This window comes from Microbacterium sp. W4I4, from assembly GCF_030816235.1.
Taxonomy (GTDB): domain Bacteria; phylum Actinomycetota; class Actinomycetes; order Actinomycetales; family Microbacteriaceae; genus Microbacterium.
Genome location: NZ_JAUSXT010000001.1, coordinates 1,097,925 through 1,122,521, shown reverse-complemented (window position 1 = coordinate 1,122,521; position 24,597 = coordinate 1,097,925). Strand labels below are relative to the sequence as shown.

General features: G+C 68.7%; 21 protein-coding genes and 1 riboswitch. Of the genes, 13 read left to right on the top strand and 8 right to left on the bottom strand.

Annotated elements, in window-relative coordinates; genetic code table 11:
* Positions 1-45: 45 nt before the first annotated feature.
* The 5 genes from QF046_RS05325 to QF046_RS05305 form a co-directional block, all read right to left on the bottom strand.
* Positions 46-1,203, bottom strand: a complete 1,158-nt coding sequence (locus tag QF046_RS05325) for a cysteine desulfurase family protein (protein WP_307366984.1) — start codon at positions 1,201-1,203, stop codon at positions 46-48.
* Complete coding sequence (nadC, locus tag QF046_RS05320) at positions 1,203-2,054, bottom strand: carboxylating nicotinate-nucleotide diphosphorylase (RefSeq protein ID WP_307366981.1); 852 nt, start codon at positions 2,052-2,054, stop codon at positions 1,203-1,205. The genes QF046_RS05325 and nadC overlap by 1 nt, the downstream gene beginning before the upstream one ends.
* A complete protein-coding gene (gene nadB, locus QF046_RS05315) occupies positions 2,051-3,553 on the bottom strand; it encodes an L-aspartate oxidase (RefSeq protein ID WP_307366979.1) in 1,503 nt (500 codons plus the stop codon). Before nadB ends, nadC begins: the two co-directional genes overlap by 4 nt.
* Complete coding sequence (nadA, locus tag QF046_RS05310; RefSeq protein WP_307366977.1) at positions 3,550-4,857, bottom strand: quinolinate synthase NadA; 1,308 nt, start codon at positions 4,855-4,857, stop codon at positions 3,550-3,552. Before nadA ends, nadB begins: the two co-directional genes overlap by 4 nt.
* Before the next feature lie 216 nt (positions 4,858-5,073).
* The gene (locus QF046_RS05305; RefSeq protein ID WP_307366975.1) at positions 5,074-5,733 is read right to left on the bottom strand and encodes an NUDIX domain-containing protein; all 660 of its coding nucleotides are present in this window, start codon (positions 5,731-5,733) and stop codon (positions 5,074-5,076) included.
* 62 nt (positions 5,734-5,795) lie between these two features.
* A riboswitch (glycine riboswitch) is annotated at positions 5,796-5,889 on the top strand.
* Between the two features lie 162 nt (positions 5,890-6,051).
* Between QF046_RS05305 and gcvT the strand changes: the two genes are divergently transcribed.
* The 8 genes from gcvT (at position 6,052) to QF046_RS05265 (ending at position 16,381) form a co-directional block, all read left to right on the top strand.
* On the top strand, positions 6,052-7,191 hold the full coding sequence (gcvT, locus tag QF046_RS05300; RefSeq protein ID WP_307366973.1) for a glycine cleavage system aminomethyltransferase GcvT: 1,140 nt from the start codon (positions 6,052-6,054) through the stop codon (positions 7,189-7,191).
* Entirely contained in the window at positions 7,188-7,565 is a 378-nt protein-coding gene (gene gcvH, locus QF046_RS05295; RefSeq protein WP_307366971.1) for a glycine cleavage system protein GcvH, read from the top strand. Before gcvT ends, gcvH begins: the two co-directional genes overlap by 4 nt.
* 56 nt (positions 7,566-7,621) lie before the next feature.
* Positions 7,622-10,435, top strand: coding sequence for an aminomethyl-transferring glycine dehydrogenase (gcvP, locus tag QF046_RS05290; protein ID WP_373425750.1), 2,814 nt, complete (start codon positions 7,622-7,624; stop codon positions 10,433-10,435).
* A gap of 177 nt (positions 10,436-10,612) precedes the next feature.
* Complete coding sequence (locus QF046_RS05285) at positions 10,613-12,247, top strand: ABC transporter substrate-binding protein (protein ID WP_307366967.1); 1,635 nt, start codon at positions 10,613-10,615, stop codon at positions 12,245-12,247.
* A 79-nt stretch (positions 12,248-12,326) separates the two neighbouring features.
* Complete coding sequence (locus tag QF046_RS05280) at positions 12,327-13,259, top strand: ABC transporter permease (protein WP_307366964.1); 933 nt, start codon at positions 12,327-12,329, stop codon at positions 13,257-13,259.
* A complete protein-coding gene (locus QF046_RS05275; RefSeq protein WP_307366962.1) occupies positions 13,246-14,190 on the top strand; it encodes an ABC transporter permease in 945 nt (314 codons plus the stop codon). The genes QF046_RS05280 and QF046_RS05275 overlap by 14 nt, the downstream gene beginning before the upstream one ends.
* Positions 14,187-15,830 (top strand): ABC transporter ATP-binding protein, encoded by a 1,644-nt coding sequence (locus QF046_RS05270; RefSeq protein ID WP_307366959.1) that lies wholly within the window; start codon positions 14,187-14,189, stop codon positions 15,828-15,830. Before QF046_RS05275 ends, QF046_RS05270 begins: the two co-directional genes overlap by 4 nt.
* Positions 15,830-16,381: a PH domain-containing protein gene (locus QF046_RS05265; protein WP_307366958.1), complete on the top strand. Its 552-nt coding sequence runs from the start codon at positions 15,830-15,832 to the stop codon at positions 16,379-16,381. Before QF046_RS05270 ends, QF046_RS05265 begins: the two co-directional genes overlap by 1 nt.
* Before the next feature lie 113 nt (positions 16,382-16,494).
* Here the strand turns inward: QF046_RS05265 and QF046_RS05260 are convergent, their stop codons facing one another.
* Complete coding sequence (locus QF046_RS05260; protein ID WP_307366956.1) at positions 16,495-17,265, bottom strand: CPBP family intramembrane glutamic endopeptidase; 771 nt, start codon at positions 17,263-17,265, stop codon at positions 16,495-16,497.
* 106 nt (positions 17,266-17,371) lie between these two features.
* On the opposite strand from QF046_RS05260, the gene typA reads away from it, so the two are divergent.
* A complete protein-coding gene (gene typA, locus QF046_RS05255; protein WP_307366954.1) occupies positions 17,372-19,285 on the top strand; it encodes a translational GTPase TypA in 1,914 nt (637 codons plus the stop codon).
* A gap of 276 nt (positions 19,286-19,561) precedes the next feature.
* Positions 19,562-20,425: a phospholipase gene (locus QF046_RS05250; protein WP_307366952.1), complete on the top strand. Its 864-nt coding sequence runs from the start codon at positions 19,562-19,564 to the stop codon at positions 20,423-20,425.
* 16 nt (positions 20,426-20,441) lie between these two features.
* Here QF046_RS05250 and QF046_RS05245 read toward each other — a convergent pair whose 3' ends face one another.
* Positions 20,442-20,987: a helix-turn-helix domain-containing protein gene (locus tag QF046_RS05245; RefSeq protein WP_307366951.1), complete on the bottom strand. Its 546-nt coding sequence runs from the start codon at positions 20,985-20,987 to the stop codon at positions 20,442-20,444.
* 66 nt (positions 20,988-21,053) lie between these two features.
* Here QF046_RS05245 and QF046_RS05240 point away from each other — a divergent pair, with 66 nt between their 5' ends.
* The gene (locus tag QF046_RS05240) at positions 21,054-21,791 is read left to right on the top strand and encodes an AzlC family ABC transporter permease (protein WP_307366949.1); all 738 of its coding nucleotides are present in this window, start codon (positions 21,054-21,056) and stop codon (positions 21,789-21,791) included.
* The gene (locus QF046_RS05235) at positions 21,788-22,102 is read left to right on the top strand and encodes an AzlD domain-containing protein (RefSeq protein ID WP_307366947.1); all 315 of its coding nucleotides are present in this window, start codon (positions 21,788-21,790) and stop codon (positions 22,100-22,102) included. Before QF046_RS05240 ends, QF046_RS05235 begins: the two co-directional genes overlap by 4 nt.
* A 39-nt stretch (positions 22,103-22,141) precedes the next feature.
* On the opposite strand, the gene QF046_RS05230 is transcribed toward QF046_RS05235, so the two are convergent.
* Positions 22,142-23,137, bottom strand: coding sequence for a LacI family DNA-binding transcriptional regulator (locus QF046_RS05230; protein WP_307366945.1), 996 nt, complete (start codon positions 23,135-23,137; stop codon positions 22,142-22,144).
* Between the two features lie 221 nt (positions 23,138-23,358).
* On the opposite strand from QF046_RS05230, the gene QF046_RS05225 reads away from it, so the two are divergent.
* Complete coding sequence (locus tag QF046_RS05225) at positions 23,359-24,597, top strand: ABC transporter substrate-binding protein (protein ID WP_307366943.1); 1,239 nt, start codon at positions 23,359-23,361, stop codon at positions 24,595-24,597.

Below are 24,597 nucleotides of genomic sequence, written 5' to 3'. Positions count from 1 at the left end.
CGCAGAGGGCGGTGAAGGCCGGAGAGACGGCGTATCGTTTCGGCTTCAGGAGCGCGTGACAGCAGCGACGGCGGATGCGACGAGCGCGGCGAGCTGCCCACCGGAGCCGCGCGGCAGGGGAGTGCGGCCGAACGTGAAGCGCACGGACGTCTGCGCGATTTCCGGTGCGATGCCGCAGGCCACGAGCACGTGCGAGGCTTCGTCGCTGCCGGCCGCGCAGGCCGATCCACTGGAGGAGACGACGCCGCGGCGCTCGAGCTCGAGCAGGATCGCCTCGCCGCTCGTGCCGGCGAAGGTGAAGCTCGCCAGATTCGGCAGGCGGCGATCAGGTGAACCCGTCAGCGCCGCCTCCGGCACCGCATGCAGGACGCCGTCGATGAACTCCGCCGTATTCGTCGCGACGTCGGCGACGCGCTGCTCGCGCTCTCGCTCGGCAAGTTCCAGGGCCACCGCCAGGGCGACGGCGCCGGCGACGTTCTCGGTGCCGCTGCGGCGGCCGTTCTCCTGCCCGCCGCCGTGCATCAGGGGTTCGAGGGGCACCCGTGAGCGCACCGCCAGCGCACCGATGCCCTTGGGTGCGCCGAGCTTGTGGCCGGCGATCGAGATCGCCGAGACCGCGGCATCCGCCCCCAGTGTCCGCAGATCCAGCCAGCCGGCAGACTGCACGGCATCCACGTGCACCGGCACATGCCGCGCACGGGCGACGGCCGCCAGCGACGTGACATCCTGCACCGTGCCGATCTCGTTGTTCGCGTGCGCGAAGCTGACCAGCGCGGTGTCGTCGCGGAGTGCCGCCCCCAGGTCATCCGGATGCAGCAGGCCCTGCTGGTCGACAGGGAGCAGCGTCACGTCCATGCCGTGCAGTCGGCGCAGATGATCCGCGGACTCGAGTACGGACTCGTGCTCGAGGGGTGTCGTGATCAGGTGACGGCGCGCGGGATCGACCTGCAGGGCGCCCAGCACGACGCCCTTCACCGCCAGATTGTTCGCCTCGGTGCCGCCGGACGTGAAGATGACGTCGGCGGGACGCACGCCCAGTGCCACGGCGACGCGCTCCCGCGCATCCTGCAGCGCCCGGGCCGCAGCCTCGCCCGCCGTGTGATGGCTCGACGGGTTGCCGAACACGTCCGTCAGGTAGGGGCGCATCGCCTCGAGCGCCTCCGGACGCACCGGCGAGGTCGCGGCGTGATCCAGATAGAGCACTAGACGATCCGCAGGTCGAGCCCGAGGTCCAGTGCACGGGCGGAGTGGGTGAGCGCACCCACCGAGATCACCTGCACGCCGGTCTCGGCGATGGCGCGCACGGTGTCGAGGTTCACGCCGCCGGATGCCTCGGCGGTGGCCCGCCCGGCGAGCACGCCGACCGCCGTTCGGAGATCTTCGAGCGAGAAGTTGTCCAGCAGCACTGTGTCGGCGCCGCCGTCCAGCACCGCGGGGATCTGATCGAGCCGGTCGACCTCCACCACGACATGCGTCGTATGCGGGAGGCGTGCCAGCCCCTCGCGCAGAGCGGATGCCAGGTCCTGCCCACCCTGACGCAGCACCTCCAGGTGATTGTCCTTGGCCATCACAGCATCCGACAGCGACCGGCGGTGGTTGCTGCCGCCGCCGGAGACCACCGCATGTCTCTCGAATTCGCGCAGGCCCGGCGTCGTCTTGCGGGTGTCGGCGATGCGCACGCCGGTGCCCGCGACGGCATCCGTGTACGCGGCGGTGAGTGTCGCGATCCCGCTCATCCGCTGCGTGAAGTTCAGTGCGACCCGCTCGGCGGTGAGCATGCCGCGGGCCGGGCCCGACACCGAGGCGAGCGCATCGCCGGCTTCGAACCGGTCGCCGTCGGCGACGTGCAGGTCCACCTGCACGGTGGGATCGGTGATCGTGAACGCGGACGCGAAGACCTCCCCGCCGCTGAACACCCCCGCCTCACGGGCGATGAGGTCGGCGGTGGCGTGCGCGTCGGTCGGCAGCAGAGCAATGCTGGTGATGTCGCCCCAGGGGGCGTCCTCCTCGAGAGCCGCGCTGACGGTGCGCTGCAGGGTGGCCGGGGTGATCATCGGACTCCGATCAGGGCGGACTGGTTCAGGGTGGGCTTCTCCAAGGCGGAGGAGAGGCGGAAATGCGCACCGAGCGAGTCGGTGCGGGCCAGAGCCGCGGATGCCACGGCGCGTGCCACGACGAGCAGGTTCGCATCCTCCTGCTCGGCCGGGGTGCGCGGCTGCGGCGCATCCCAGGTGTCGAGCGTGCGGACGGCATCGGCGAGCCCGGCGTCATCGCGCAGCAGCCCCACCTGCTCCCACATCACGTGCTGCAAGGCTGCCCGGGAGAAGCCGGGGCCATCGTTCACGGGGCGCACTCGGTCGCCTCCTGAGCGGGGAAGCGGCGTGTCGTGACCTGCGAAGGCCGGAGGCGGCGCTCCGAGATCCTCGGCCGCGAGGGCGCCGAAGACTGCGCCCTCCAGCAGCGAGTTGGATGCCAGCCGGTTCGCGCCGTGCACGCCGGTGCGCGCGGTCTCGCCGACCGCCCACAGGCCGGGCAGCGAGGTGCGCCCGTCGGTGTCGGTCACGATTCCGCCCATCAGATAGTGCGCGGCGGGGGAGACCGGCACCGGCTCGGCCGCCCAGTCGTACCCGCGACGACGCAGCTCGGCGTCGATGGTGGGGTAGTGCTCGGCGAGCCCCGCCACATCCGTCGCATCCAACCGCACGGGCGACCCCTGGGCCAGCGCCTGGCGGGCCACGGCACGCGCGACGACGTCCCGCGGAGCCAGCTCGCCGTCCGGATGCTCGTCGAACATGAACCGCCTGCCCTCGGCATCCACCAGCACGGCGCCCGCCCCGCGCACCGCCTCCGAGATGAGGAACGCGCCGGCGTCATCGATGAGGACCGTCGGATGGAACTGCACGAACTCCAGGTCGGCGACGGGCGCCCCGGCGCGCAGCGCCATCGCGATGCCGTCGCCGGTGGTGCCGGCCGGATTGGTCGTGAACGGATAGAGCTGACCGGCCCCGCCGGTGGCGAGGATCACGGCATCCGCACCGATCCGCGTGCCGTCGACCAGACGGATGCCATGCACTCGACCGTCGTCCGTCATCAGGTCCGCGGCGAACGCCTGCTCGCGAACGTGCACGCCGCTCGCCTGCAGTCGAGCGGTCAGAGCATCCGAGATCGCGCGGCCGGTGGCATCCCCTCCCGCATGCGCGATGCGCGGCAGGCTGTGCGCGGCCTCGAGACCGCGTGCGATCGATCCGTCCGCGGCGCGATCGAACGGCACGCCGGCGTCGATCAGCGCGTCCAGCGTCGCTGCGGCTCCGTCGACGAGTGCGGCGATCGCCACCGGATCGCCGTGGCCGTCGCCCGCGTGCATGGTGTCCAGCGCGTGCAGCGCGGCCGAGTCGCCCGGTCCGTACTCACCGGCGATGCCGCCCTGCGCATGGGCGGTGCTTCCCTCGCGGAGCCGGCCCTTCACGAGCATCTCGACGTCATGGCCGAGAGCATCCGCGCGCAGGGCCGCGGTGAGTCCCGCGATGCCCGCGCCGACGACGAGAACCTTCATCGCGGCTTCGCCGCCAGCATTCGCTCCAGCGCCAGCCGCGCCGGATCCGCGACGTCGCCAGCGACCGAGATCCGATTCACGACGTGGCCCTCCACCAGTTCCTCGAGCACCCAGGCGAGGTAGCCGGGGTGGATGCGGTACATGGTCGAGCACGGGCAGACGACCGGGTCGAGGCAGAAGATCTCGTGCTGCGGATGCTGCGCCGCCAGCCGCCGGACCAGGTTGATCTCCGTGCCGATCGCGAAGGTGGTGGGTTCGGTCGCGTCGGCGATCGCGCGGCGGATGTAGTCGGTGGAGCCGGCCTCGTCGGCGGCATCCACGACCTCCATCGGGCATTCCGGGTGCACGATCACCCGCACGCCGGGGTGCTCGGCGCGGGCCTGGTCGATCTGGGCGACGCTGAATCGGCGGTGCACCGAGCAGAATCCGTGCCAGAGGATCACGCGGCTGTCGTCGAGCTGCGCGGCGGTCGAACCGCCGAGCGGCCGGCGGGGATTCCACATCGGCATCTGCTCCAGCGGCACGCCCATCGCCTTGGCGGTGTTGCGGCCCAGGTGCTGGTCGGGGAAGAACAGCACCCGCCTGCCGCGCGCGAACGCCCACTCCAGAACGGTGCGGGCGTTCGAGGAGGTGCACACGATCCCGCCGTGCCGCCCCACGAAGCCCTTGATCGCGGCGGAGGAGTTCATGTAGGTGACCGGGATGACGGGCACGAGGCCCTCGGCATCCGGCTGATCCATCGGACCGTAGACCTCGGCGAGCTGCTCCCAGCAGTCCTCCACCTGGTCGATGTCGGCCATGTCGGCCATCGAGCATCCCGCCGCGAGATTCGGGAGGATCACGGACTGCTCGGGACCGGAGAGCAGATCGGCCGTCTCGGCCATGAAGTGCACCCCGCAGAACACGATCGCCTCGGCCTCGGGATGCTCCAGAGCGGCGTTCGCGAGCTGGAACGAGTCGCCCACGTAGTCGGCGTGCCGGACGACCTCCTCGCGCTGGTAGAAGTGGCCGAGCACGACGACGCGGTCGCCGAGGGTCTGCTTGGCGGCGCGGATGCGCTGGTGCAGCTCGTCCTCATCGGCATCCCGGTACTGCTGAGGCAGCTCGCCCTGCCGTGGTGCGCCGGTGGGGATGACGTCGCCCATCGAGGAGCCTGGCCCGTAGCCCGGGCGGGTGTCGAAGTCCCAGGGGCCGGCCGCGAGGTCGGTGGTGCAGGTGGACTCGGTGGAGGAGCCCGAGATGATCGCCTGCAGCGCGTGGTCGACCGAGGGGTCAATCTCAGGAGAGAGGAGAGGGGTGGACATCGGGCGCCGCCTTATAGTCACTTCGACACTTACTGTGCGAGAACAGATTATGTCGATCTGACCAGAAGTGCAATCGGAGTGGTGTCGTGTCACGTCGCGGCTCACTTGTCGGCCGAAACGACGGATGTCGGCGCAGAACGACCGTATGTGCCGAAATCCGTCGTGTGAGCCGACATCCGTGGACAGGAGAGCCGGATCGGCGGCGGATGCCGGGGATCAGGCGGCGTAGCGGTACAGGCGCGCGGGGCGGTGCTTGCCGGTGCGGAACGACTCGGTCGGCACGAGCTCGTCAGAGCTCTCCAGCAGACGCCGGAAGTTCGACGGGTCCAGGCGGCGGCCGAGCACGGCCTCGTACACCTCGCGCAGCTCGGTCAGGGTGAACTCGTCGGGCAGCAGACCCGCGGCGATGCGGCTGTACGCGACCTTGTTGCGCAGCCGGTCCAGCGCGTACTCGGCGATCCGGTTGTGATCGAACGCCAGCGGCGGGATGGCGTCGACGTCGAACCACTCGACGTTCTCGGGAGCGCCGCTGGCCGACCGCTGCGCGTCGACGAGATCCGACCGCAGCAGCGCCCAGTAGACGATGGAGATCGCCCGGACGGGCGCACGATCCACCTCGCCGAAGGTGTACAGCTGCTCGAGGTAGCTCGGCTTCAGTGCGGTCGTCTCCGCCAGGGTGCGGGATGCCGCCGCATCCAGGTCCTCGGCGGGATCCAGCCAGCCACCCGGCAGCGCCCAGGTGCCCAGGTGCGGCTCCCTGGTGCGGCGCACCAGCGGCAGCATCAGGCGGTCGCCCTCGGGGGCCGTGCGCAGCGAGAAGATGACGGTCGACACGGCGACGCGGATCGCGTCGTTCTCGCCTGTGGTTCCGGTCACGATGAAGAGCCTAGATGAGCCCGGCGGCCCGCTATGCTGGAGCCCTAACTGAACACAGGCCGATGACCTGTGCGGGAGAGCCCGGTGAGCGCAGCTGGGCACCGAAGGAGCAAGCCTCCCCGCCAATCTCTCAGGTACCCATACCGTGCAGATCCGGCCGCTCTGGAAAGCGATGCTCACGCATCCGCCGACGGTGAAAGCACTTCGCGACGGGTCTCCGTGCTCGGCGGAGGGCGAAGCTCTCAGGCCCGATGACAGAGGGGGAGTTCCCAGGACGGCGACGACGTCGTCCTGCCCGATCCTGACCGGGAGAACTCCATGACCGATCCTTCGACGACGCGCGACAGCGCGACGCAGACCAGTAGATACACCCCGCTCCGCTCGCGCCATGAGGCGCTCGGGGCGTCCTTCACCGATTTCGGCGGCTGGCAGATGCCGGTGCGCTACTCCTCGGACCTCGCCGAGCACCACGCGGTCCGTGACGCCGCGGGCGTGTTCGACATCTCGCACATGGCCGAGTTCACCGTGCGGGGCGCGGATGCCGCGGCCTACCTCGACTACGCGCTCGCCGGCCGCCTCTCCGCGATGGCCGATGGCAAGGCGAAGTACTCGCTGCTGCTCGCCGAGGACGGCGGCATCATCGACGACGTCATCGTCTACCGCCTGCAGGACGACGACTTCCTGATCATCTCCAACGCGGGCAACCGGGATGCCGTGCGCGAGGGTCTGCAGGCCAGGGTGACCGACTTCGCCGTCACCGTCGAGGACGTCTCCGACGACTACGCGCTGATCGCCGTGCAGGGCCCCGCGTCCGAGCAGATCCTCACCGAGGTCGCCGGCATCAGCGATGTCAGCGTTCCCTGGGCGGAGCAGAAGTACTACTCCTGGGCGAGTGCGACCTTCGCCGGCAAGCCGCTGCTGCTGGCACGCACGGGCTACACCGGCGAGGACGGCTTCGAGCTGCTCGTCGCGGCAGCCGACGCCGAGGCGCTCTGGGATGCCGTGCTCGCCGCCGGCGAGCCGCACGGTCTCGTTCCCGCCGGCCTCGCCGCCCGCGACACGCTGCGCCTGGAGGCGGGCATGCCGCTCTACGGGCATGAGCTCTCCCGCGAGACCAAGCCTGCGCAGGCGGGACTGGGTCGCGTCGTCGTCGCCGACAAGGAGCGCTTCGTCGGCAAGGACGCCATCACTCCCGCCGCGGACGCCCGCGTGCTCGTCGGCCTCACCGCCGAGGGCCGCCGCGCCGGCCGCGCCGGTTACGCCGTGGTCTCCAAAGACGGCAGCGTCCTCGGAGAGATCACCAGCGGCGCCCTCAGCCCGACGCTCGGCCACCCCATCGCGATGGCCTTCGTCGATCCCTCTTCCGCCGAGGAGGGAACCGCAGTATTCCTTGATGTGCGTGGGACGAAGATCCCCGCGACCGTGACAGCCCTGCCTTTCTACCGGAGGAAGAAATGACCGATCTCACCACCCTCAAGTACAGCGAAGAGCACGAATGGGTCGCCGTCGACGGCGAGACCGCGACGATCGGCATCACCGATTTCGCCGCTGACGCCCTTGGCGACATCGTCTTCGTCGAGCTTCCCGCAGTGGGCACCGAGCTCACGCGCGGAGACGTGTTCGGCGAGGCGGAGTCGACCAAGTCGGTCTCCGAGCTCTACGCGCCCGTCGCCGGCACCGTCACCGAGATCAATGAGGCGGTCGTCGACGACCCGGCACTTCTGAACGCCTCGCCGTTCGAGGACGCCTGGCTGATCAAGGTCGCCGTCGCCGATGGCGCGATCGACGGTCTGCTCGACCGCGACGCCTACACCGCGATCACGAAGGGCTGAGAGTGGTCTCCTTCGCCGACCGCCATATCGGGATCACCTCCGACGCCCAGCGGCAGATGCTCGACGCCCTCGGCGTCTCGGGCACGGGTGACGAGTCCGTCGAGACGCTGATGCGCCAGGCGGTTCCCGCGTCCATCTACACGGACGCTGGTGACTCGAGCATCCCCGTCGCCGCATCCGAGGCCGAGGCGCTCGCCGAGCTGCGTGCGCTCGCCGACCGCAACACGGTCAACCGTGCCATGATCGGCCAGGGTTACTACGGCACGTTCACGCCGTCGGTGATCCAGCGCAACGTGCTCGAGAACCCGTCCTGGTACACGGCGTACACGCCCTACCAGCCGGAGATCTCGCAGGGACGCCTCGAGGCCCTGATCAACTTCCAGACCATGGTCTCCGATCTCACCGGACTCTCGACCGCGAACGCGTCGATGCTCGACGAGTCGACCGCGGTGGCCGAGGGGATGCTGCTGGCGCGGCGCGCCTCGAAGGCGAAGACCGATGTCTTCGTCGTCGACGCCGACGCCCTTCCGCAGACGAAGGCGCTGCTGGCGACCCGTGCGGCCGCCGTGGGCATCGAGCTCGTCGAGCGCGACCTCGCCGGTGGTGAGGAGCTGCCCGAGGCCCTGTTCGGCGTGTTCGTGCAGTACCCGGGTTCCTCCGGTCGGGTCTGGGATCCGAGCGCCGTCATCGACGCCGCGCACGTGGCCGGCGGCATCGCCGTGGTCGCGGCCGACCTGTTGGGCCTCACCCTGCTGCGCTCGCCGGGTTCGCTCGGCGCCGACGTCGCCGTGGGCACCACCCAGCGCTTCGGCGTGCCGATGGCCTTCGGCGGACCGCACGCGGGCTACATGGCCGTGCGCGCGGGTCTCGAACGACAGCTGCCAGGGCGCCTGGTGGGCGTCTCGGTCGACGCGAGCGGATACCCCGCGTACCGGCTGTCGCTGCAGACGCGCGAGCAGCACATCCGTCGCGAGAAGGCCACCTCGAACATCTGCACCGCCCAGGTGCTGCTGGCCGTGATGGCATCGATGTACGCGGTCTACCACGGCCCCGACGGTCTGCGGGCGATCGCCTCCGAGGTCGCCTCGAAGGCCGCTGTCCTCCGGGACTGGCTCGTCGAGGCCGGAGCGGATGTCGTGCACGACGCGTTCTTCGACACCGTGAACGTGCGGGTCGAGGGCGGTGCCGAGGCGCTGGTCGAGAAGGCGCACGAGGCCGGCATCCTGCTGCGCCTGGCGGATGCCGACACGGTCGGCGTCTCCGTCGACGAGACGAGCACCTTCACCGACCTGCACCGCGTCGCCGTGCTGTTCGGCGGCAGGCAGGAGCGCGTGTTCGGCTTCGCCGACGCGGCGACCGCGCTTCCCGACGCGCTGCAGCGCGAGGACGAGTACCTCACGCACCCGGTCTTCCACGTGCACCGCTCCGAGACGGCCATGATGCGCTACCTCAAGCAGCTCGCCGACCGCGACTACGCGCTCGACCGCGGCATGATCCCGTTGGGCTCGTGCACGATGAAGCTCAACGCGGCCACGGAGATGGCGGCCATCACCTGGCCCGAGTTCGCGCAGCTGCACCCGTTCGCACCGGCCTCCGACGTCGAGGGCTCGCTCGCGATGATCGACCAGCTCGAGGCGTGGCTGGCCGAGGTCACCGGGTACGACGCGGTCTCGCTGCAGCCGAACGCCGGCTCGCAGGGCGAGCTCGCCGGTCTGCTGGCGATCCGCGGCCACCATCTCGCCAACGGCGACGACCACCGCACGGTGTGCCTGATCCCGTCCTCCGCGCACGGCACGAATGCGGCATCCGCGGTTCTCGCCGGCATGAAGGTCGTCGTGGTCGCCACAGACGAGCTCGGCAACGTCGACCTCGATGATCTGCGCGCCAAGATCGAGCAGCATTCCGAGAACCTCTCGGCGCTGATGATCACGTACCCGTCCACCCACGGCGTGTACGAGGAGCAGGTGGTCGAGATCACCACTGCCGTGCACGACGCCGGTGGCCAGGTGTACGTCGACGGCGCGAACCTCAACGCACTGCTCGGCTACGCCCGCTTCGGCGACCTCGGCGGCGACGTCTCGCACCTGAACCTGCACAAGACGTTCGCCATCCCGCACGGCGGCGGCGGACCCGGCATCGGTCCGGTGGCGGCCAAGGCGCACCTCGCGCCGTACCTGCCCGGTCACCCGCAGGCGCAGAAGGATGTGCACGCCGGCGGTCACGTGTTCGAGGGCGGCCCCGTCTCGGGCGCTCCCTACGGCTCGGCGGGCGTGCTGCCCATCTCCTGGGCGTACGTGCGCATGATGGGCGCCGACGGTCTGCGGGATGCGACGGCGGCCGCGGTGCTCTCGGCGAACTACATCGCCGCGCGCCTGGCCGACCATTTCCCGGTGCTGTACACCGGGGAGCAGGGCCGCGTCGCGCATGAGTGCATCCTGGATCTGCGCCCGCTCAAGGAGGCCACCGGCATCACGGTCGACGACGTCGCCAAACGCCTGATCGACTACGGCTTCCACGCTCCGACCATGTCGTTCCCGGTTCCGGGCACGCTGATGGTCGAGCCGACGGAGTCCGAGGACCTCGGCGAGATCGACCGGTTCATCGAGGCGATGATCCTGATCAAGGCCGAGGCGGATGCCGTGGCCGCCGGCCGCTGGCCCGCCGACGACAACCCGCTGGTGCATGCCCCGCACACCGCGTCTTCGCTGATCTCGGGGGAGTGGACGCACGCCTACACCCGCGAGGAGGCCGCCTACCCGGTGCACGCGCTGGTCGCGACGAAGTACTGGCCGCCGGTGCGCCGCATCGACCAGGCCTACGGCGACCGCAACCTCGTGTGCGCCTGCCCGCCGATCGAGGCATTCGCCTGAGCATCCGGTTCCCCTCCGCCCCGCCGTTGTTTCGACGGCGGGGCGGTTCGGTTAAGGGTGAGTAACAGTTCTGCGTCGTCCGGTGCGATCGGAGCGCGCGGGACTTAGGATCGTCGACATGCGCCGTTCTCGAAGCCGGGGACGGTACGTCGCTCTGAAGTCCATAGGAGGACACAAGTGAAGCGCAATCGGATCGCACTTGCGAGTGCGGCACTTCTAGTGGCGGGCGCCCTGGCGCTCGCCGGATGCTCGTCAGGCTCCACACCGAAGCCCAGCGGTGGTTCCGCAGGCGGCGATGTCGACGCCTCGGCGATCATCTCGGTCAACGGCTCCGAGCCGCAGAACCCGCTCATCCCGACCAACACCAACGAGACCGGCGGCGGCAAGATCCTCGACGCCATCTTCTCGGGACTCATCGGCTACGCCGCTGACGGCTCGGTCTTCAACGATGTCGCCAAGGACATCAAGGTCGACGACCCGCAGCACCTCACGGTCACCATCCGTGAGGGTCTGAAGTTCACCAACGGCGAAGACGTCAACGCTGACAGCTTCATCAAGGCGTGGAACTACGGCGCACTCGCCTCGAACAAGCAGCTCTCCAGCTACTTCTTCGAGGACATTGAGGGCTTCAGCTACGACGTGGACTCCGAGCTGACCGGTCTGAAGAAGGTCGACGACCACACCTTCACGATCGCTCTGAACAAGCCGGCATCCGACTTCGCTCAGCGCCTCGGCTACTCGGCCTACTTCCCGCTGCCCGAATCGGCGTGGAAGGACCTCGCCGCGTTCGGCGAGAACCCGATCGGCAACGGACCGTACATGCTCGACGGCGCAGGCGCCTGGAAGCACGAGACGGGCATCAGCCTGGTCAAGAACCCCGACTACGACGGCCCGCGCACGCCTGCCAACGGTGGCCTGGACATCAAGTTCTACGCCTCGCAGGATGCTGCGTACGCCGACCTGACCGGTGACCAGCTCGACGTGCTGGACGCCATTCCGGACTCCGCGTTCGCGACCTTCGAGTCCGACCTCGGCGACCGTGCGGTGAACCAGCCGGCCGCGATCTTCCAGTCCTTCACCATCCCGGAGCGCCTCGCGCACTTCGGCGGCGACGAGGGCGCACTGCGTCGCGCGGCGCTGTCCATGGCGATCAACCGCGATGAGATCACCAAGGTGATCTTCCAGGGCACCCGCACCCCGGCCAGCGACTTCACCTCGCCGGTCATCGACGGATGGTCCGACTCGCTGAAGGGCGCCGACGTCCTGAAGTACAACGAGAAGAAGGCCAAGGAGCTGTGGGCCGAGGCCGACAAGATCAGCCCGTGGAGCGGCTCGTTCCAGATCGCGTACAACGCCGACGGCGGCCACCAGGCCTGGGTCGACGCGACCGTCAACTCCATCAAGAACACCCTCGGCATCGACGCCTCGGGCGCTCCGTACCCGACGTTCAAGGAGCTGCGCGCCAAGGTCACCGATCGCACGATCGAGACCGCGTTCCGCACCGGCTGGCAGGCCGACTACCCGGGCCTGTACAACTTCCTCGGACCGCTCTACGCGACCAACGCGGGCTCGAACGATGGCGACTACTCGAGCTCCGAGTTCGACAAGCTGCTGTCGGAGGGCATCTCCGCCACCGACCCGAAGGAAGCGAACAAGCTGTACCAGCAGGCGCAGGAGGTTCTGCTGAAGGACCTTCCGGCCACCCCGCTGTGGTACTCCAACGTGGTCGGCGGTTTCGGCAAGAAGGTCAGCAACGTGAAGTTCGGCTGGAACTCGGTTCCGCTGTACGACGAGATCACGAAGTCCAAGTGATCCGATGAGTTGAACGGGGCGGTGGTGATACCACCACCGCCCCGTTCACTCTGCTTCCTTACCCGAAGGGAGGTCGAGGATGGCCTTTTACATCCTCAGGCGGATCCTGCAGGCGATACCGGTGTTCTTCGGCGCCACCCTGCTGATCTATTTCATGGTCTTCGCGATGCCCGGCGATCCGATCGCCGCGCTCTTCGGAGACCGCACGCCGAACCCGGCGCTGATCGAGCAGCTGCGTGCGCAGTACCACCTCGATCAGCCGTTCATCGTGCAGTACTTCTACTACATCACCGGAATCTTCCGGCTCGACTTCGGGGTGAGCTTCTCGGGCCAGCCGGTCATCGAGATCCTCTCGCGCACCTTCCCGGTCACTCTGCGCCTCGCGGTCATGGCGGTGGCGATCGCGTTCGTCCTGGCCATCGTGATCGGCCTGTTCTCGGCGCTCAACAAGGGCGGCATCTTCGACAACGTGATGCTCGTGATCGCGCTCATCTTCGTCGCACTGCCGATCTTCGTGCTCTCGTTCCTCGCGCAGTACTTCCTGGCCATCCAATTGGGCTGGTTCCGACCCACGATCGGCGCTCAGAACGACTGGGGTGATCTCTGGCTCCCCGCCATCGTTCTCGGTTTCAGCGTCTACGCGACGAGCATGCGCCTCACCCGCAGCTCGACGATCGACACGCTGAACCAGGACTGGGTGCGCACCGCGTACAGCAAGGGTCTGCCGCGCGAGCGCGTCATCCCCGTGCATGTGCTCCGGAACTCGCTGATCCCGATGATCACTGACCTCGGGACGGTCTTCGGCGTGCTGATGGTCGGCGCGACCGTCACCGAGGGCATCTTCAACGTGCCGGGCGTCGGCAACACCCTGTATCAGGCGATCATCCGCGGCGAGAACCCGACGGTGGTGTCGTTCGTCACCGTGTTCGTCGTCGTGTACGTGTTCATCAACATCGTCGTGGATCTGATCTACGGCCTGCTCGATCCGAGGATCCGCTATGTCTCGTCCTGACGCACATGTGGAGCACTACGTCGCTCCCATCGACACGACGTCCGTACCCGTCGACGTCGTCCGCATCGATGCCAAGCGCAGCAACCTCTGGCTGGACGCGTGGCGCGATCTGCGCAGCCGGCCGGTGTTCTGGATCTCCGCGGCCTTCGTGCTGGTGGTGATCGTCGTGGCGATCTTCCCCAGCCTGTTCACCAGCGTCGCGCCCAACAACGGGTGCGTGCTCTCGAAGAGCAATAGCGGGCCGGAGTCGGGCCATCCGTTCGGGTTCACGCGCCAGGGATGCGATGTCTACTCGCGAGTGATCTGGGGTGCGCGCACCTCGGTGATCGTCGGCGTACTCGCCACGATCATCAGCACCGTGATCGGCATCGTGATGGGGGCGTTCGCCGGCTTCTACGGCGGCTGGCTCGACTCGCTGCTGTCGCGCGTCGGTGACATCTTCTTCACGATCCCCTACATCATCGCGGCGATCGTCGTGATGTCGGTGATCCCGAACCGGAACGAACTCGTCCTCGCGCTGGCGATCGGCGGGTTCGCGTGGGCGTCGACGGCGCGCATCATGCGCGCCGAGGTGCTCCGCGTGAAGCAGTCGGACTTCGTGATGGGGGCCGAGGCCATCGGCCTCTCCCGGTTCCGCACGATGCTGTCGCACGTGCTGCCGAACGCCATGGCACCCGTGATCGTCGTCGCCACGCTGAGCCTCGCCGGAGCGATCGTCGCCGAATCGGTGCTGGCGTTCCTCGGGGTCGGTCTCGGCGGGAACACCATGTCCTGGGGCCTGGACATCAGTCAGGCCCAGACCAACATCCGCACGGCGCCGATGGCACTGTTCTGGCCGTCGCTCGCGCTGACGCTGACGGTGCTGGCGTTCATCTCACTCGGCGAGCTGCTGCGCGACGCCGTCGACCCGAAGGCGAGGGCACAGCGATGAACGAACCGCTTCTCAGCATCCGCGATCTGAAGGTCGCGTTCCGCAGCGGAAAGCAGTCCCGCGAGGTGCTGCACGGCATCAGCTTCGACATCCTCGAGGGCGAGACCCTCGCGATCGTGGGCGAGTCGGGATCCGGCAAGTCGACCACGGCCGCGGCGATCATCGATCTGCTGCCCGGCACCGGCACGGTGACCGGCGGCAGCATCGCCTTGAGCGGCAAGGAGCTGACCAAGGTGAGCCGGCGGGAGATGGAGCGGATCCGCGGACGCGAGATCGGCTACGTCCCGCAGGACCCGATGTCGAACCTCAACCCGGTCTGGTCGATCGGCTTCCAGGTCAAGGAGGCCGTGCGCGCCAACGGACTCGCCCAGGGGCGTCACGAGGTGCACGAGCGTGCGGTGGAGGTGCTGGTCCAGGCCGGTCTCTCCGATGCGGCACGACGGATGCATCAGTTCCCGCATCAGTTCTCCGGCGGCATGCGGCAGCGGGCGCTGATCGGCATCGGCCTCGCAGCCGACCCGAGGCTCCTGATCGCCGATGAGCCCACCAGCGCACTCGACGTGACCGTCCAGCGCGTGATCCTCGATCACCTCGCCTCGCTCACCAGGGAACGCGGCACCTCCGTGCTGCTGATCACGCACGACCTCGGTCTCGCCGCCGAGCGCGCCGATCGCATCGTGGTGATGAACCAGGGTGAGATCGTCGAGGCCGGCGCCAGTGCCGAGATCCTCAACAACCCGCGGCACCCGTACACGCAGCGACTCGTCGCGGCGGCACCGAGCCTGGCCTCGAAGCGCATCGGCAACACCGGGCAGACCTCCGAGATGGTCGAGGACATCCCGTCCGTCGTCGAGGTGCGCGAACTCGTGAAGGACTACTCGATCCGCACGGGCGGTCTGCGCTCGGAGGCCTTCCGCGCCGTGGACGACGTGTCGTTCTCGATCCCGCGCGGCAAGACGCTCGCGCTGGTGGGGGAGTCGGGATCCGGCAAGTCCACCGTCGCGAAGATGCTGCTGCAGCTCGAGAAGCCCACCAGCGGTGAGATCCTCATCGACGGCTCCCCGACGAGCACGATGTCTCGGGCGGACATCTTCCGGCTCCGCCGGCGGATGCAGCCGGTGTTCCAGGACCCGTACGGATCGCTCGATCCGCTGCGCAGCATCGGCAGCCTCATCGCCGAACCGCTGCACGTGCACGGGATCGGCACCCGAGACGAGCAGCACAAGCGCTCCCTCGAGCTGCTCGAGCAGGTGGCGCTGCCCCGAGAGCTCGCCTGGCGGTACCCGAACGAGCTCTCCGGTGGACAGCGCCAGCGCGTCGCGATCGCGCGTGCGCTCGCGCTGAAGCCCGACATCGTCGTGCTCGACGAGGCCGTCTCGGCGCTCGATGTGCTGGTGCAGGACCAGATCCTGCACCTGCTCTCGGACCTCCAGCGCGAGCTCGGCCTCACCTACCTGTTCATCACGCACGACCTCGCAGTGGTGCGCGTCGCCGCGGACCTCGTCTGCGTGATGGAGAAGGGTCGCATCGTCGAGCAGGGCACGGTGGACGAGATCTTCAGCAACCCGCAGGAGGAGTACACCCGTCGCCTGCTGGACGCCATTCCCGGTGCCGATCTGCCCCTGGGCGGCGTCGGCTGATGGTGACCGCTCGACCGCCCCGGGCGTTCCGCGTCACCGGGGCGGTCGTGCTGCTGGTGCTCTGCTCGGCGGTGACCGTGGCGCTGCTGGTCGATGCGCTGGTGCGATCCGGGCCGGCGAATGCCGCGCTCCTCGCGCCCTGGCCGCTGCTCGTGCTCTGGGTCGTGTACGTCTTCGGCGTCGCCTCGGATGTGCGCGCCGACCTCACCGGGCTGCGTGTGCAGAACCTGCTTCGGCGCACGTGGCTGCCCTGGGCAAGGGTGCGCACGATCGCGATCCGCTGGCAGCTCGAGCTCGGGCTCGACGATGCGACGACGCTGGTCGCCTTCGGCGGTCCGGCCCGTCGGCGTCCACGCCGCATCGGGCCCGGGCGCACCAAGGAGACCGGCGACGAGGCGACCGAGGACGGCATCGCGGCACTGCACAAGCTGCGCCTCGAGTCGCGATCGGATCCCGCTTCGACGATAGAGCGCGGCTGGGACCTCCCGGCGATCGCGGTGCTGCTCGTGCTGATCGTGTGGGCCGCGATCGCCGTCGCCGTCACGCGCTGACGCGGCACCTGATGAGACCGGCTCGGCTTCCCAGAGGTGGTCGACTGCGGAGGGGCCACGCGCCCCGGAGGCTCCGGGCGGCGCGAAGCGACGGCCGGACTGGGGCGTGGGGATCAGCCGGGGATTCCGAACAGCGCGGGCCAGGTCGCGGCAGCCCAGGGGTAGCCGACGAAGGCCGCCGCGTCGATGAGGAAGTGCGCCACCAGGAACGGCATCAGCCGGCCGGTGCGTGCGAACAGCCAGCCGAACAGCATCCCCATGGCGAAGTTGCCCACGAACGCGCCCGGCCCCTGATACAGGTGGTAGCTGGCGCGCAGCAGACTGGTCGCCACGATGATCGGCCACGGCCCCCAGCCCAGCTGCCGCAGCCGGGCGAACAGGTAGCCGAGCACCACGAACTCCTCCTGGATCGAGGCGCGCGCCGCCGACAGCAGCAGGATCGGCAGGGTCCACCAGTGGGCGTCGAGCCCACCGGGGTTCACCGCGACGAACCACCCCAGCGAACGGCCCAGCAGGTACAGCCCGATGCCGGGGACACCGATGGCCAGCACCAGAAGAGCACCCCAGCCGGTGTCGCGGACGTACCCTCTGCCGCTCAGCCCCAGCGCAGACAGGTGCGGCCGCCGCGACTGCCACAGCAGGAAGCACACCAGCAGGATCGGGACGACGGCGAAGCCGATCGAGAGCAGCTGGTAGATGAAGTCGAAGACCTCGCGGTCGCTCCGCGGCGGGTTCAGCGTGGTGGTCTGATCGGCCAGGGGAGTGGAGTCGGTGAGCCGGTAGGCCAGCTGCACGATCGAGTAGATCGCGGACTGGCCGAGCCCGAGCGCGAGGACGATCGCGATCTCCCACCACAGGCGGGTGCGGGAGGGAGCAGAAGTCACGATCCCGATGCTATCCGCTGCCCTTCAGAGGTCGGTCAGCCAGCATACGTTATCCTGGAACGTCGGCATCCCGGCGCATCCCACAAAATCCTCTTAGGACACCTGCATGGCGCACGCCCTCCGCTCTGATCTCCGCAACGTCGCTATCGTCGCGCACGTCGACCACGGCAAGACGACCCTCGTCGACGCCATGCTCCGGCAGACGGGCTCCTTCGGCGAGCACGCCCATGTCGACGAGCGGGCGATGGACTCGAACGATCTCGAGCGCGAGAAGGGCATCACGATCCTCGCCAAGAACACCGCGATCACCTACAAGGGGGTGCACGCGACGGACGGCGAGGTCACCATCAACGTGATCGACACCCCCGGCCACGCCGACTTCGGTGGCGAGGTCGAGCGCGGCCTTTCCATGGTCGACGGCGTCGTGCTGCTGGTCGACTCGTCCGAGGGGCCCCTGCCGCAGACCCGCTTCGTGCTGCGCAAGGCGCTGGAGGCCAAGCTTCCCGTCATCCTGCTCGTCAACAAGACCGACCGTCCCGACGCCCGCATCGCCGAGGTCGAGGCCGAGGCGCAGGACCTCCTGCTGGGCCTGGCGTCCGACCTGGTCGACGACGTGCCCGACCTCGACGTCGACGCTCTGCTCGACGTGCCGGTGGTCTACGCCTCCGGACGCAACGGCGCAGCATCCCTGAACCGTCCCGCCGACGGCAGCCTGCCCGACAACGAGGACCTCGAGCCGCTGTTCGGCGCCATCCTCCAGCACATCCCCGCGCCGTCGTATGACGACGAGGCACCCCTCCAGGCCTGGGTCACGAACCTCGATTCCAGCCCGTTCCTCGGCCGCCTCGCTCTGCTGCGCGTCTTCAACGGCACGCTGAAGAAGGGCCAGACCGTGGCCTGGGTGCGCGCCGACGGCACGCACCAGAACGCGCGCATCACCGAGCTGCTGAAGACCCGCGCCCTGGAGCGCTACCCGGCCGAGTCCGCCGCCCCCGGCGACATCGTCGCGATCGCCGGCTTCGAGGACATCACGATCGGCGAGACCATCGCCGACCCCGAGGATGTCCGTCCGCTGCCGCAGATCCACGTCGACGACCCGGCCATCTCGATGACGATCGGCACCAACACCTCGCCGCTGATGGGCAAGGTCAAGGGTCACAAGCTCACCGCCCGCATGGTGAAGGACCGCCTGGACCGCGAGCTGATCGGCAACGTCTCGCTCAAGGTCGTCGACATCGGACGTCCGGACGCCTGGGAGGTGCAGGGCCGCGGAGAGCTGGCGCTGGCCATCCTCGTCGAGAATATGCGCCGGGAGGGCTTCGAGCTCACCGTCGGCAAGCCGCAGGTGGTCACCAAGCGGGTCGACGGCAAGGTGCACGAGCCCTACGAGCACCTGACGATCGACGCACCGGAGGAGTACCTCGGCGCCATCACGCAGCTGCTCGCGAACCGCAAGGGCCGCATGGACAACATGATCAACCACGGCACCGGCTGGGTGCGCATGGAGTTCATCGTTCCGTCCCGCGGGCTCATCGGCTTCCGCACCGAGTTCATGACCACCACCCGCGGCACCGGCATCGCCAACGCGATCTCGCACGGCTACGACTCCTGGGCCGGTCACATCACCACCCGCCAGAACGGCTCGATCGTCGCAGACCGCATGGGTGTGGTCACGCCCTTCGCGATGATCGCCCTGCAGGAGCGGATGTCGTTCTTCGTGCAGCCGACGCAGGAGGTGTACGAGGGCATGGTCATCGGCGAGAACTCGCGCGCGGATGACATGGACGTGAACATCACCAAGGAGAAGAAGCTCACCAACATGCGTGCGGCCAGCTCCGACTCCTTCGAGTCGATGACCCCGCCGCGTCTGCTGACGCTCGAGGAGAGCCTCGAGTTCGCCCGCGACGACGAGTGCGTCGAGGTCACACCCGAGTCGGTGCGCATCCGCAAGGTGATCCTGGACCAGACCGTCCGCGGTCGCGAGACGTCCCGCCAGAAGCGCCAGGACGCCAACGTCTGACCCGCTGCTGTACACGAAGACCCCGGCCATCGGCCGGGGTCTTCGTCGTCTCCGGGCCGGCGCGCCACCGGCGATGATAACGAACGCATAACACATCTTCTTGGGAACTCGAAACCGGAATTCCCACGAAGCGGCCAAGGAATGTCCAGGTCGGCGAGGGGTTCCGCCCAGGAACGCCCGGCAGACTCGATCCTTGTGCCCGAGTGACCGCTCCCGATGAGCGGCCCCCGCCCGAGGGGCCGGGCACGACGACGACCCGAAAGTCGAAGCCACCCTATGCAGCATTCCCAGAGCACCCGTGCGTCCGAAAGAGTGTCCCGAGCGGCATCCGCGCACTCCGCCATGCGGCGTCCCTTCATCGGACTCGCCGTCGGCGCCGTCCTGGCAGCTGCCGCCGCCACCGGTCTGGTCGCAGCTCCCGCGCTCGCCGCCCCGAGCGACGTCGACGTGCACCGCGCATCGACCGCGGAGGACGCCGGCCGCATGGCGCTGACCAACGCCGTCGCACTGAACCACGTCGTCGAGTCGTCCGATGTGCGCGTCGCGGGTCTGCTGACCACCATCGACGTCGCCGGCCTCACCCGCGACGTGAAGTCGATCAGTGCGTCCGATGGCATGACCGGCGAACAGCTCGGTGATCTCACCGACGACGTGGTCCGCGGAACCGTCGGGGTGCAGCAGCAGACCGCCGCGCTGCAGGATGCGCTCTCCGCGGCGAAGGAGGCCAAGGCCGCTGAGGAGGCGCGCATCCGTGCCGAGGCCCAGCGCGTCGCCGCGGAGAAGGCGGCCGAGGCCAAGCGCCAGGCAGCAGCGGCGCTGGCCGCCGCGAACACCCCGGCCGGAGCCAGGGCGACCGCGAGCCGGATGGCCGCGGAGCGCTACGGCTGGGGATCCGGACAGTTCTCCTGCCTCTCGAGCCTGTGGAACAAGGAGTCCGGCTGGAACTACCAGGCGTACAACCGCAACGGCGGCGCCACCGGCATCCCGCAGGCGCTCCCCGGCAGCAAGATGGCGACCGCCGGTGGCGACTGGCGCACCAACGCGGCCACCCAGATCTCCTGGGGTCTGGACTACATCAAGCGCGCGTACGGTTCGCCGTGCTCGGCGTGGTCGCACTCCCAGGCGGTCAACTGGTACTGAGCGAGGTCGGTGCTGATCAGCGCAGTTCGCTGATCAGCACCGCGCTCGTGCCGTCGCCCCGCGCCTCGAAGACGTGCGGGGCGTCGCCGGGGTACGAGAGGTAGTCGCCCGGCTGCAGCAGCTCGGGGTTCTCGGCCGGCCCGATCAGCGCCTCACCCGACACCAGCACGACGTGCTCGGTGGTTCCGGCCCGGTGGGGGAGCGAGCGGCGGGGTTCGCCCGGCTCCGCCTGGATCAGGTAGATGTCGCGTCGCGTGCCGGGCGCGGCTGCCGAGAGCAGCGTTGCCAGGTACGGGGAGGCGGACGAGGGCACACCGGCATGGTCGCCCAGCCGGATCAGGCGCGGCGCCGTCGTCCGCTCGTCCACCAGGGTGGAGAACGGCACCCCCAGGGCGTCTCCGATGGCCCACAGCGTCTCGACGCTCGGATTGCCGGCGCCGCTCTCCAGTTGCGACACCGTCGCCTTCGAGACGCCCGCGCGGCGGGCGAGCTCGGACACGGAGATCCCGGCGGCCTCCCGCTCTCGGCGGAGCGAGTGGGCGATGCGTTCGCGCAGATCCATGTCGTTCAGTATCGCAAACGATCGTTCGGTTTGACGTGAACCCGCGACGCGTTCAGAATGTTGATCATGCGTTCAGTCGATCGAACAGGGCGGGTTCAGCCCTCACCCGTCCGCGAAGTGTGGCGGGAGAGTCTCGGCGTCGCGATCGCCACCAGCGCGTACGGCATCTCGTTCGGCGCGCTCGCCGTGGCATCCGGCCTCGACGTCTGGCAGACCTGCGTGCTGAGCCTGCTGATGTTCACCGGCGGATCGCAGTTCGCATTCATCGGCGTGCTCGGTGCCGGCGGCATCGCCGCCCTGCCGTCAGCGATCGCCTCCGCCGTGCTTCTGGGGGTGCGCAACGTCGCATACGGCATGCGGATGTCGCCGATCATCGGAGATGGATTCTGGCGACGCACCGCCGCCGCGCAGGTGACGATCGACGAGTCCACCGCCGTCGCGATCTCGCAGCCGACGCCCTCGCTGAGCAGGCTGGGGTTCTGGATCACCGGATTGGGCGTCTTCGTCGGCTGGAATCTCACCACACTGGCCGGTGCCCTGCTGGGCGACGTGCTGGGCGATCCGAAGTCCTGGGGCCTGGACGCAGCCGCTGCGGCCGCGTTCCTCGCGCTGCTCTGGCCGCGCCTGAAGCAGCGCCAGGCGATCGTCGTCGGAGTGGCCGCTGCCGTGGTCGCGGCGGCCCTCACACCGGTACTGATGCCCGGTCTGCCCGTACTCGTGGCGGCCGTCGTCGCGATCGTCGTCGGCTGGTTCAACTGGCTGGGCAGGAATGACGTCGTTCCGGCCGCGGAGGTGCTGACATGAGCGTGTGGAGCGCGGTGCTGCTCGCTGCGTGCATCTGCGCGGCGCTGAAGGCCTTCGGCTACCTCATCCCGTCGCATCTGCTGGAGGCCGAGCGCCCGGCGCGGATCTCGGATCTGCTGACCGTCGCGCTGCTGGCCGCGCTGGTCGCCGTGCAGAGTCTCGGTGCCGGGCAGGCGATCCTGGTGGATGCCAGGGTGCCGGCCGTGCTGGTCGCTGCCGGCCTGCTGTGGATGCGGCAGTCGTTCCTGGTCGTCGTGGTCGCCGCCGCCGCTGTGGCGGCACTGCTGCGGCTGGTCGGCTGGGCGGTCTGACAGGACACGATCCGGGGTCGGCGCCGGAACACGCAATGGTCAGCCGCGGGTGGACGAGCGCTCGACGAGGCGCACCGGCGCGGTGAGGTGCTCCGGAGCCGCGGTGTCGCCGCTCATCCGCGCCTGGAGCAGGCGGGTCGATTGCTCCACGACCCAGCCGTTGCCGGGATCGATCGTGCTCAACGAGGGGCGGAGATGCTCAGAGAGAGCCAGATCGTCGAAGCCGATCACCGCGACGTCGTGCGGGATGGCCAGCCCCGCATCGTGCAGAGCCGCGATCGCGCCGATCGCGTCCTGATCGGTGATCGCGAAGACGGCGTCGAACCGCAAGCCGTGCTCCAGTGCGAAGGCGACCTGCCGATGTGCGTCAGCAGTCTCCTGTTCGGCGAGCTCGATGACCAGCCGTTCATCGGCGACGAGTCCGCGCGCCTCGTGGGCGTTGCGCCACCCCTGGGTCCGCAGTTCGGCCATGCCGGTGTTCGCGCGGGCTGGGATGCCGCCGACGATGGCGACCGAGCGACGACCGCGATCGAGCAGCGCCCCGGTGGCGAGCTCGGCGCCTTCGACGTTGGCGAGCATGACGTGATCGAAGCGCCCTGGCATCTCCTGCTCTCCGAGGAGCACGATCGGAACCTGCGTGCGCAGACGGTCGACATCATCGTAGGACTGGCCGACGACGCTCAGCAGGACGCCGTCGTACATCTGCAGTCGCGCGTGCGAGACGGCGGACAGCTCTCCCTCCCTGCTCGCGCCGCTCTGCTCGACGGCCACGTGGATGCCGTGCGCGCCGAACGCGGCCACGTAGCGTGCCGCGATCTCCCCGAAGTAGGGGTGGTCGAGGCGGGGGACGATGAGCGCGACCGTTCCCGCGCGGCCGGCGCGGAGTCGCTTGGCGCTGAGGTTGACCTCGTATCCGAGCTCGGCGATGACTTCGATTACGCGTGATCGCGTCTGGGCACTCACCCTCGGCCGGCCATTGACCACGTTCGAGACCGTCATGATCGACACGCCGGCGGCGCGTGCCACATCACTCATGGTCACAGCCGCCATCGGGCACCTCTCCCTCGAGTCCGCAAGCCAGGGCGGCCGGGCTTTGAGACTATCCCAACCGAGCGTGCGAGATCATCGTTGACCCAGTCGGGACAGCTGGTGTATCGTTCGAATCCTGTCGATGCTGTATCGATAAAACCCTCAGCCGAATCCGGAGCGCCCGAGTGCCGGTCGAGAGTTCCAACCAAGAATACGAAGGAGTGTTCATGAAGCGTTCTGTCGCCGCCATCGCCCTGTTCGCGGCCGTTCCCCTGATGCTGTCCGGTTGCTCTTCGCCCTCCGAAGACGCCGAGGGCACCACATCGATCACACTGCTTTCCTGGACGGGGGAGGCGCAGATGAGCCCGGTCCTGGAAGCGTTCGCCGAAGCACACCCCGAAGTCAAAGTCGAGGCGTCCTACTCACCACCGGTCGCCGAGTACATCCAGACGCTGCAGACGCAGGTGCTCTCCGGCACCGCACCGGACGTGTTCCTCATCGCCGCGGAGAACAAGACCAATCTCATCGACGGCGGGCACGTGGTCGATCTCTCGAACGAGGCCTTCGTCGAGAACGTCGCCGACTTCAACATGGACACGTACGGCAGAGACGGAGCGCAGTACGGCCTTTCGCTCTCGTCGTGGGCCGCGGGCTACGCGTACAACAAGGAACTGCTGGCAGAGGTCGGCGCCACCGAGATCCCCGAGACCTGGGACGAGTTCCTGGAGCTGTGCCAACAGCTGAAGGATGCGGGCATCACACCGTTCCTCGAGAGCGTCGACCAGATGCCGACCACGGTTTCAGCGATGATCGGCGCGAAGTCAGCGGCCGCGGACGGATCGTTGGACGACGACATCTTCTCCGGTGAGGCGACGTTCGCCGACGAGTGGACGGATGTGCTCGAGGAGTACAACCGCCTCTACACCGAGGGCATCGTCTCGTCCGATGTGGTGGCGCTTGACGGCGACATGGTGCGTGACGAGTTCGCCGCGGGCCGGGTCGCCATCATCAACGCGGGTCCATGGATCATCAGCGCGGTGACGGAAGCCGCTCCGGACATGGACTGGACGTTCGGCAAGATTCCGGCGATCGACGGCGGGAGCCCGTATGTGGCCGGGGCTGCAGCGCCGGGCTACGCCATCAACTCGGCATCCGATGACGTCCATCAGAAGGCCGCCAAGGTGTTCCTCGGCTGGCTGGCGTCGCCCGAGGGCATCAAGATCGCGCAGGCGCAGACCAACGACGTCACTGTCACGAGCGATTTCGATCCGCCGGTCAACCCGATCTTCGAACCGATGGTTCCCTCGATCCGCGAGGGCGACCTCTATCTGCCGATGATCGCGTGGCAGCGGGCGGAGGACGTGCTCAACGTCGAAGCCGTCGCCCAGATCCAGCGGATGATCCAGGGACAGATCTCGCCTCAGCAGGTGGCTGATGCGCTCGACTCGAAGCTCGCCTCATCCTGA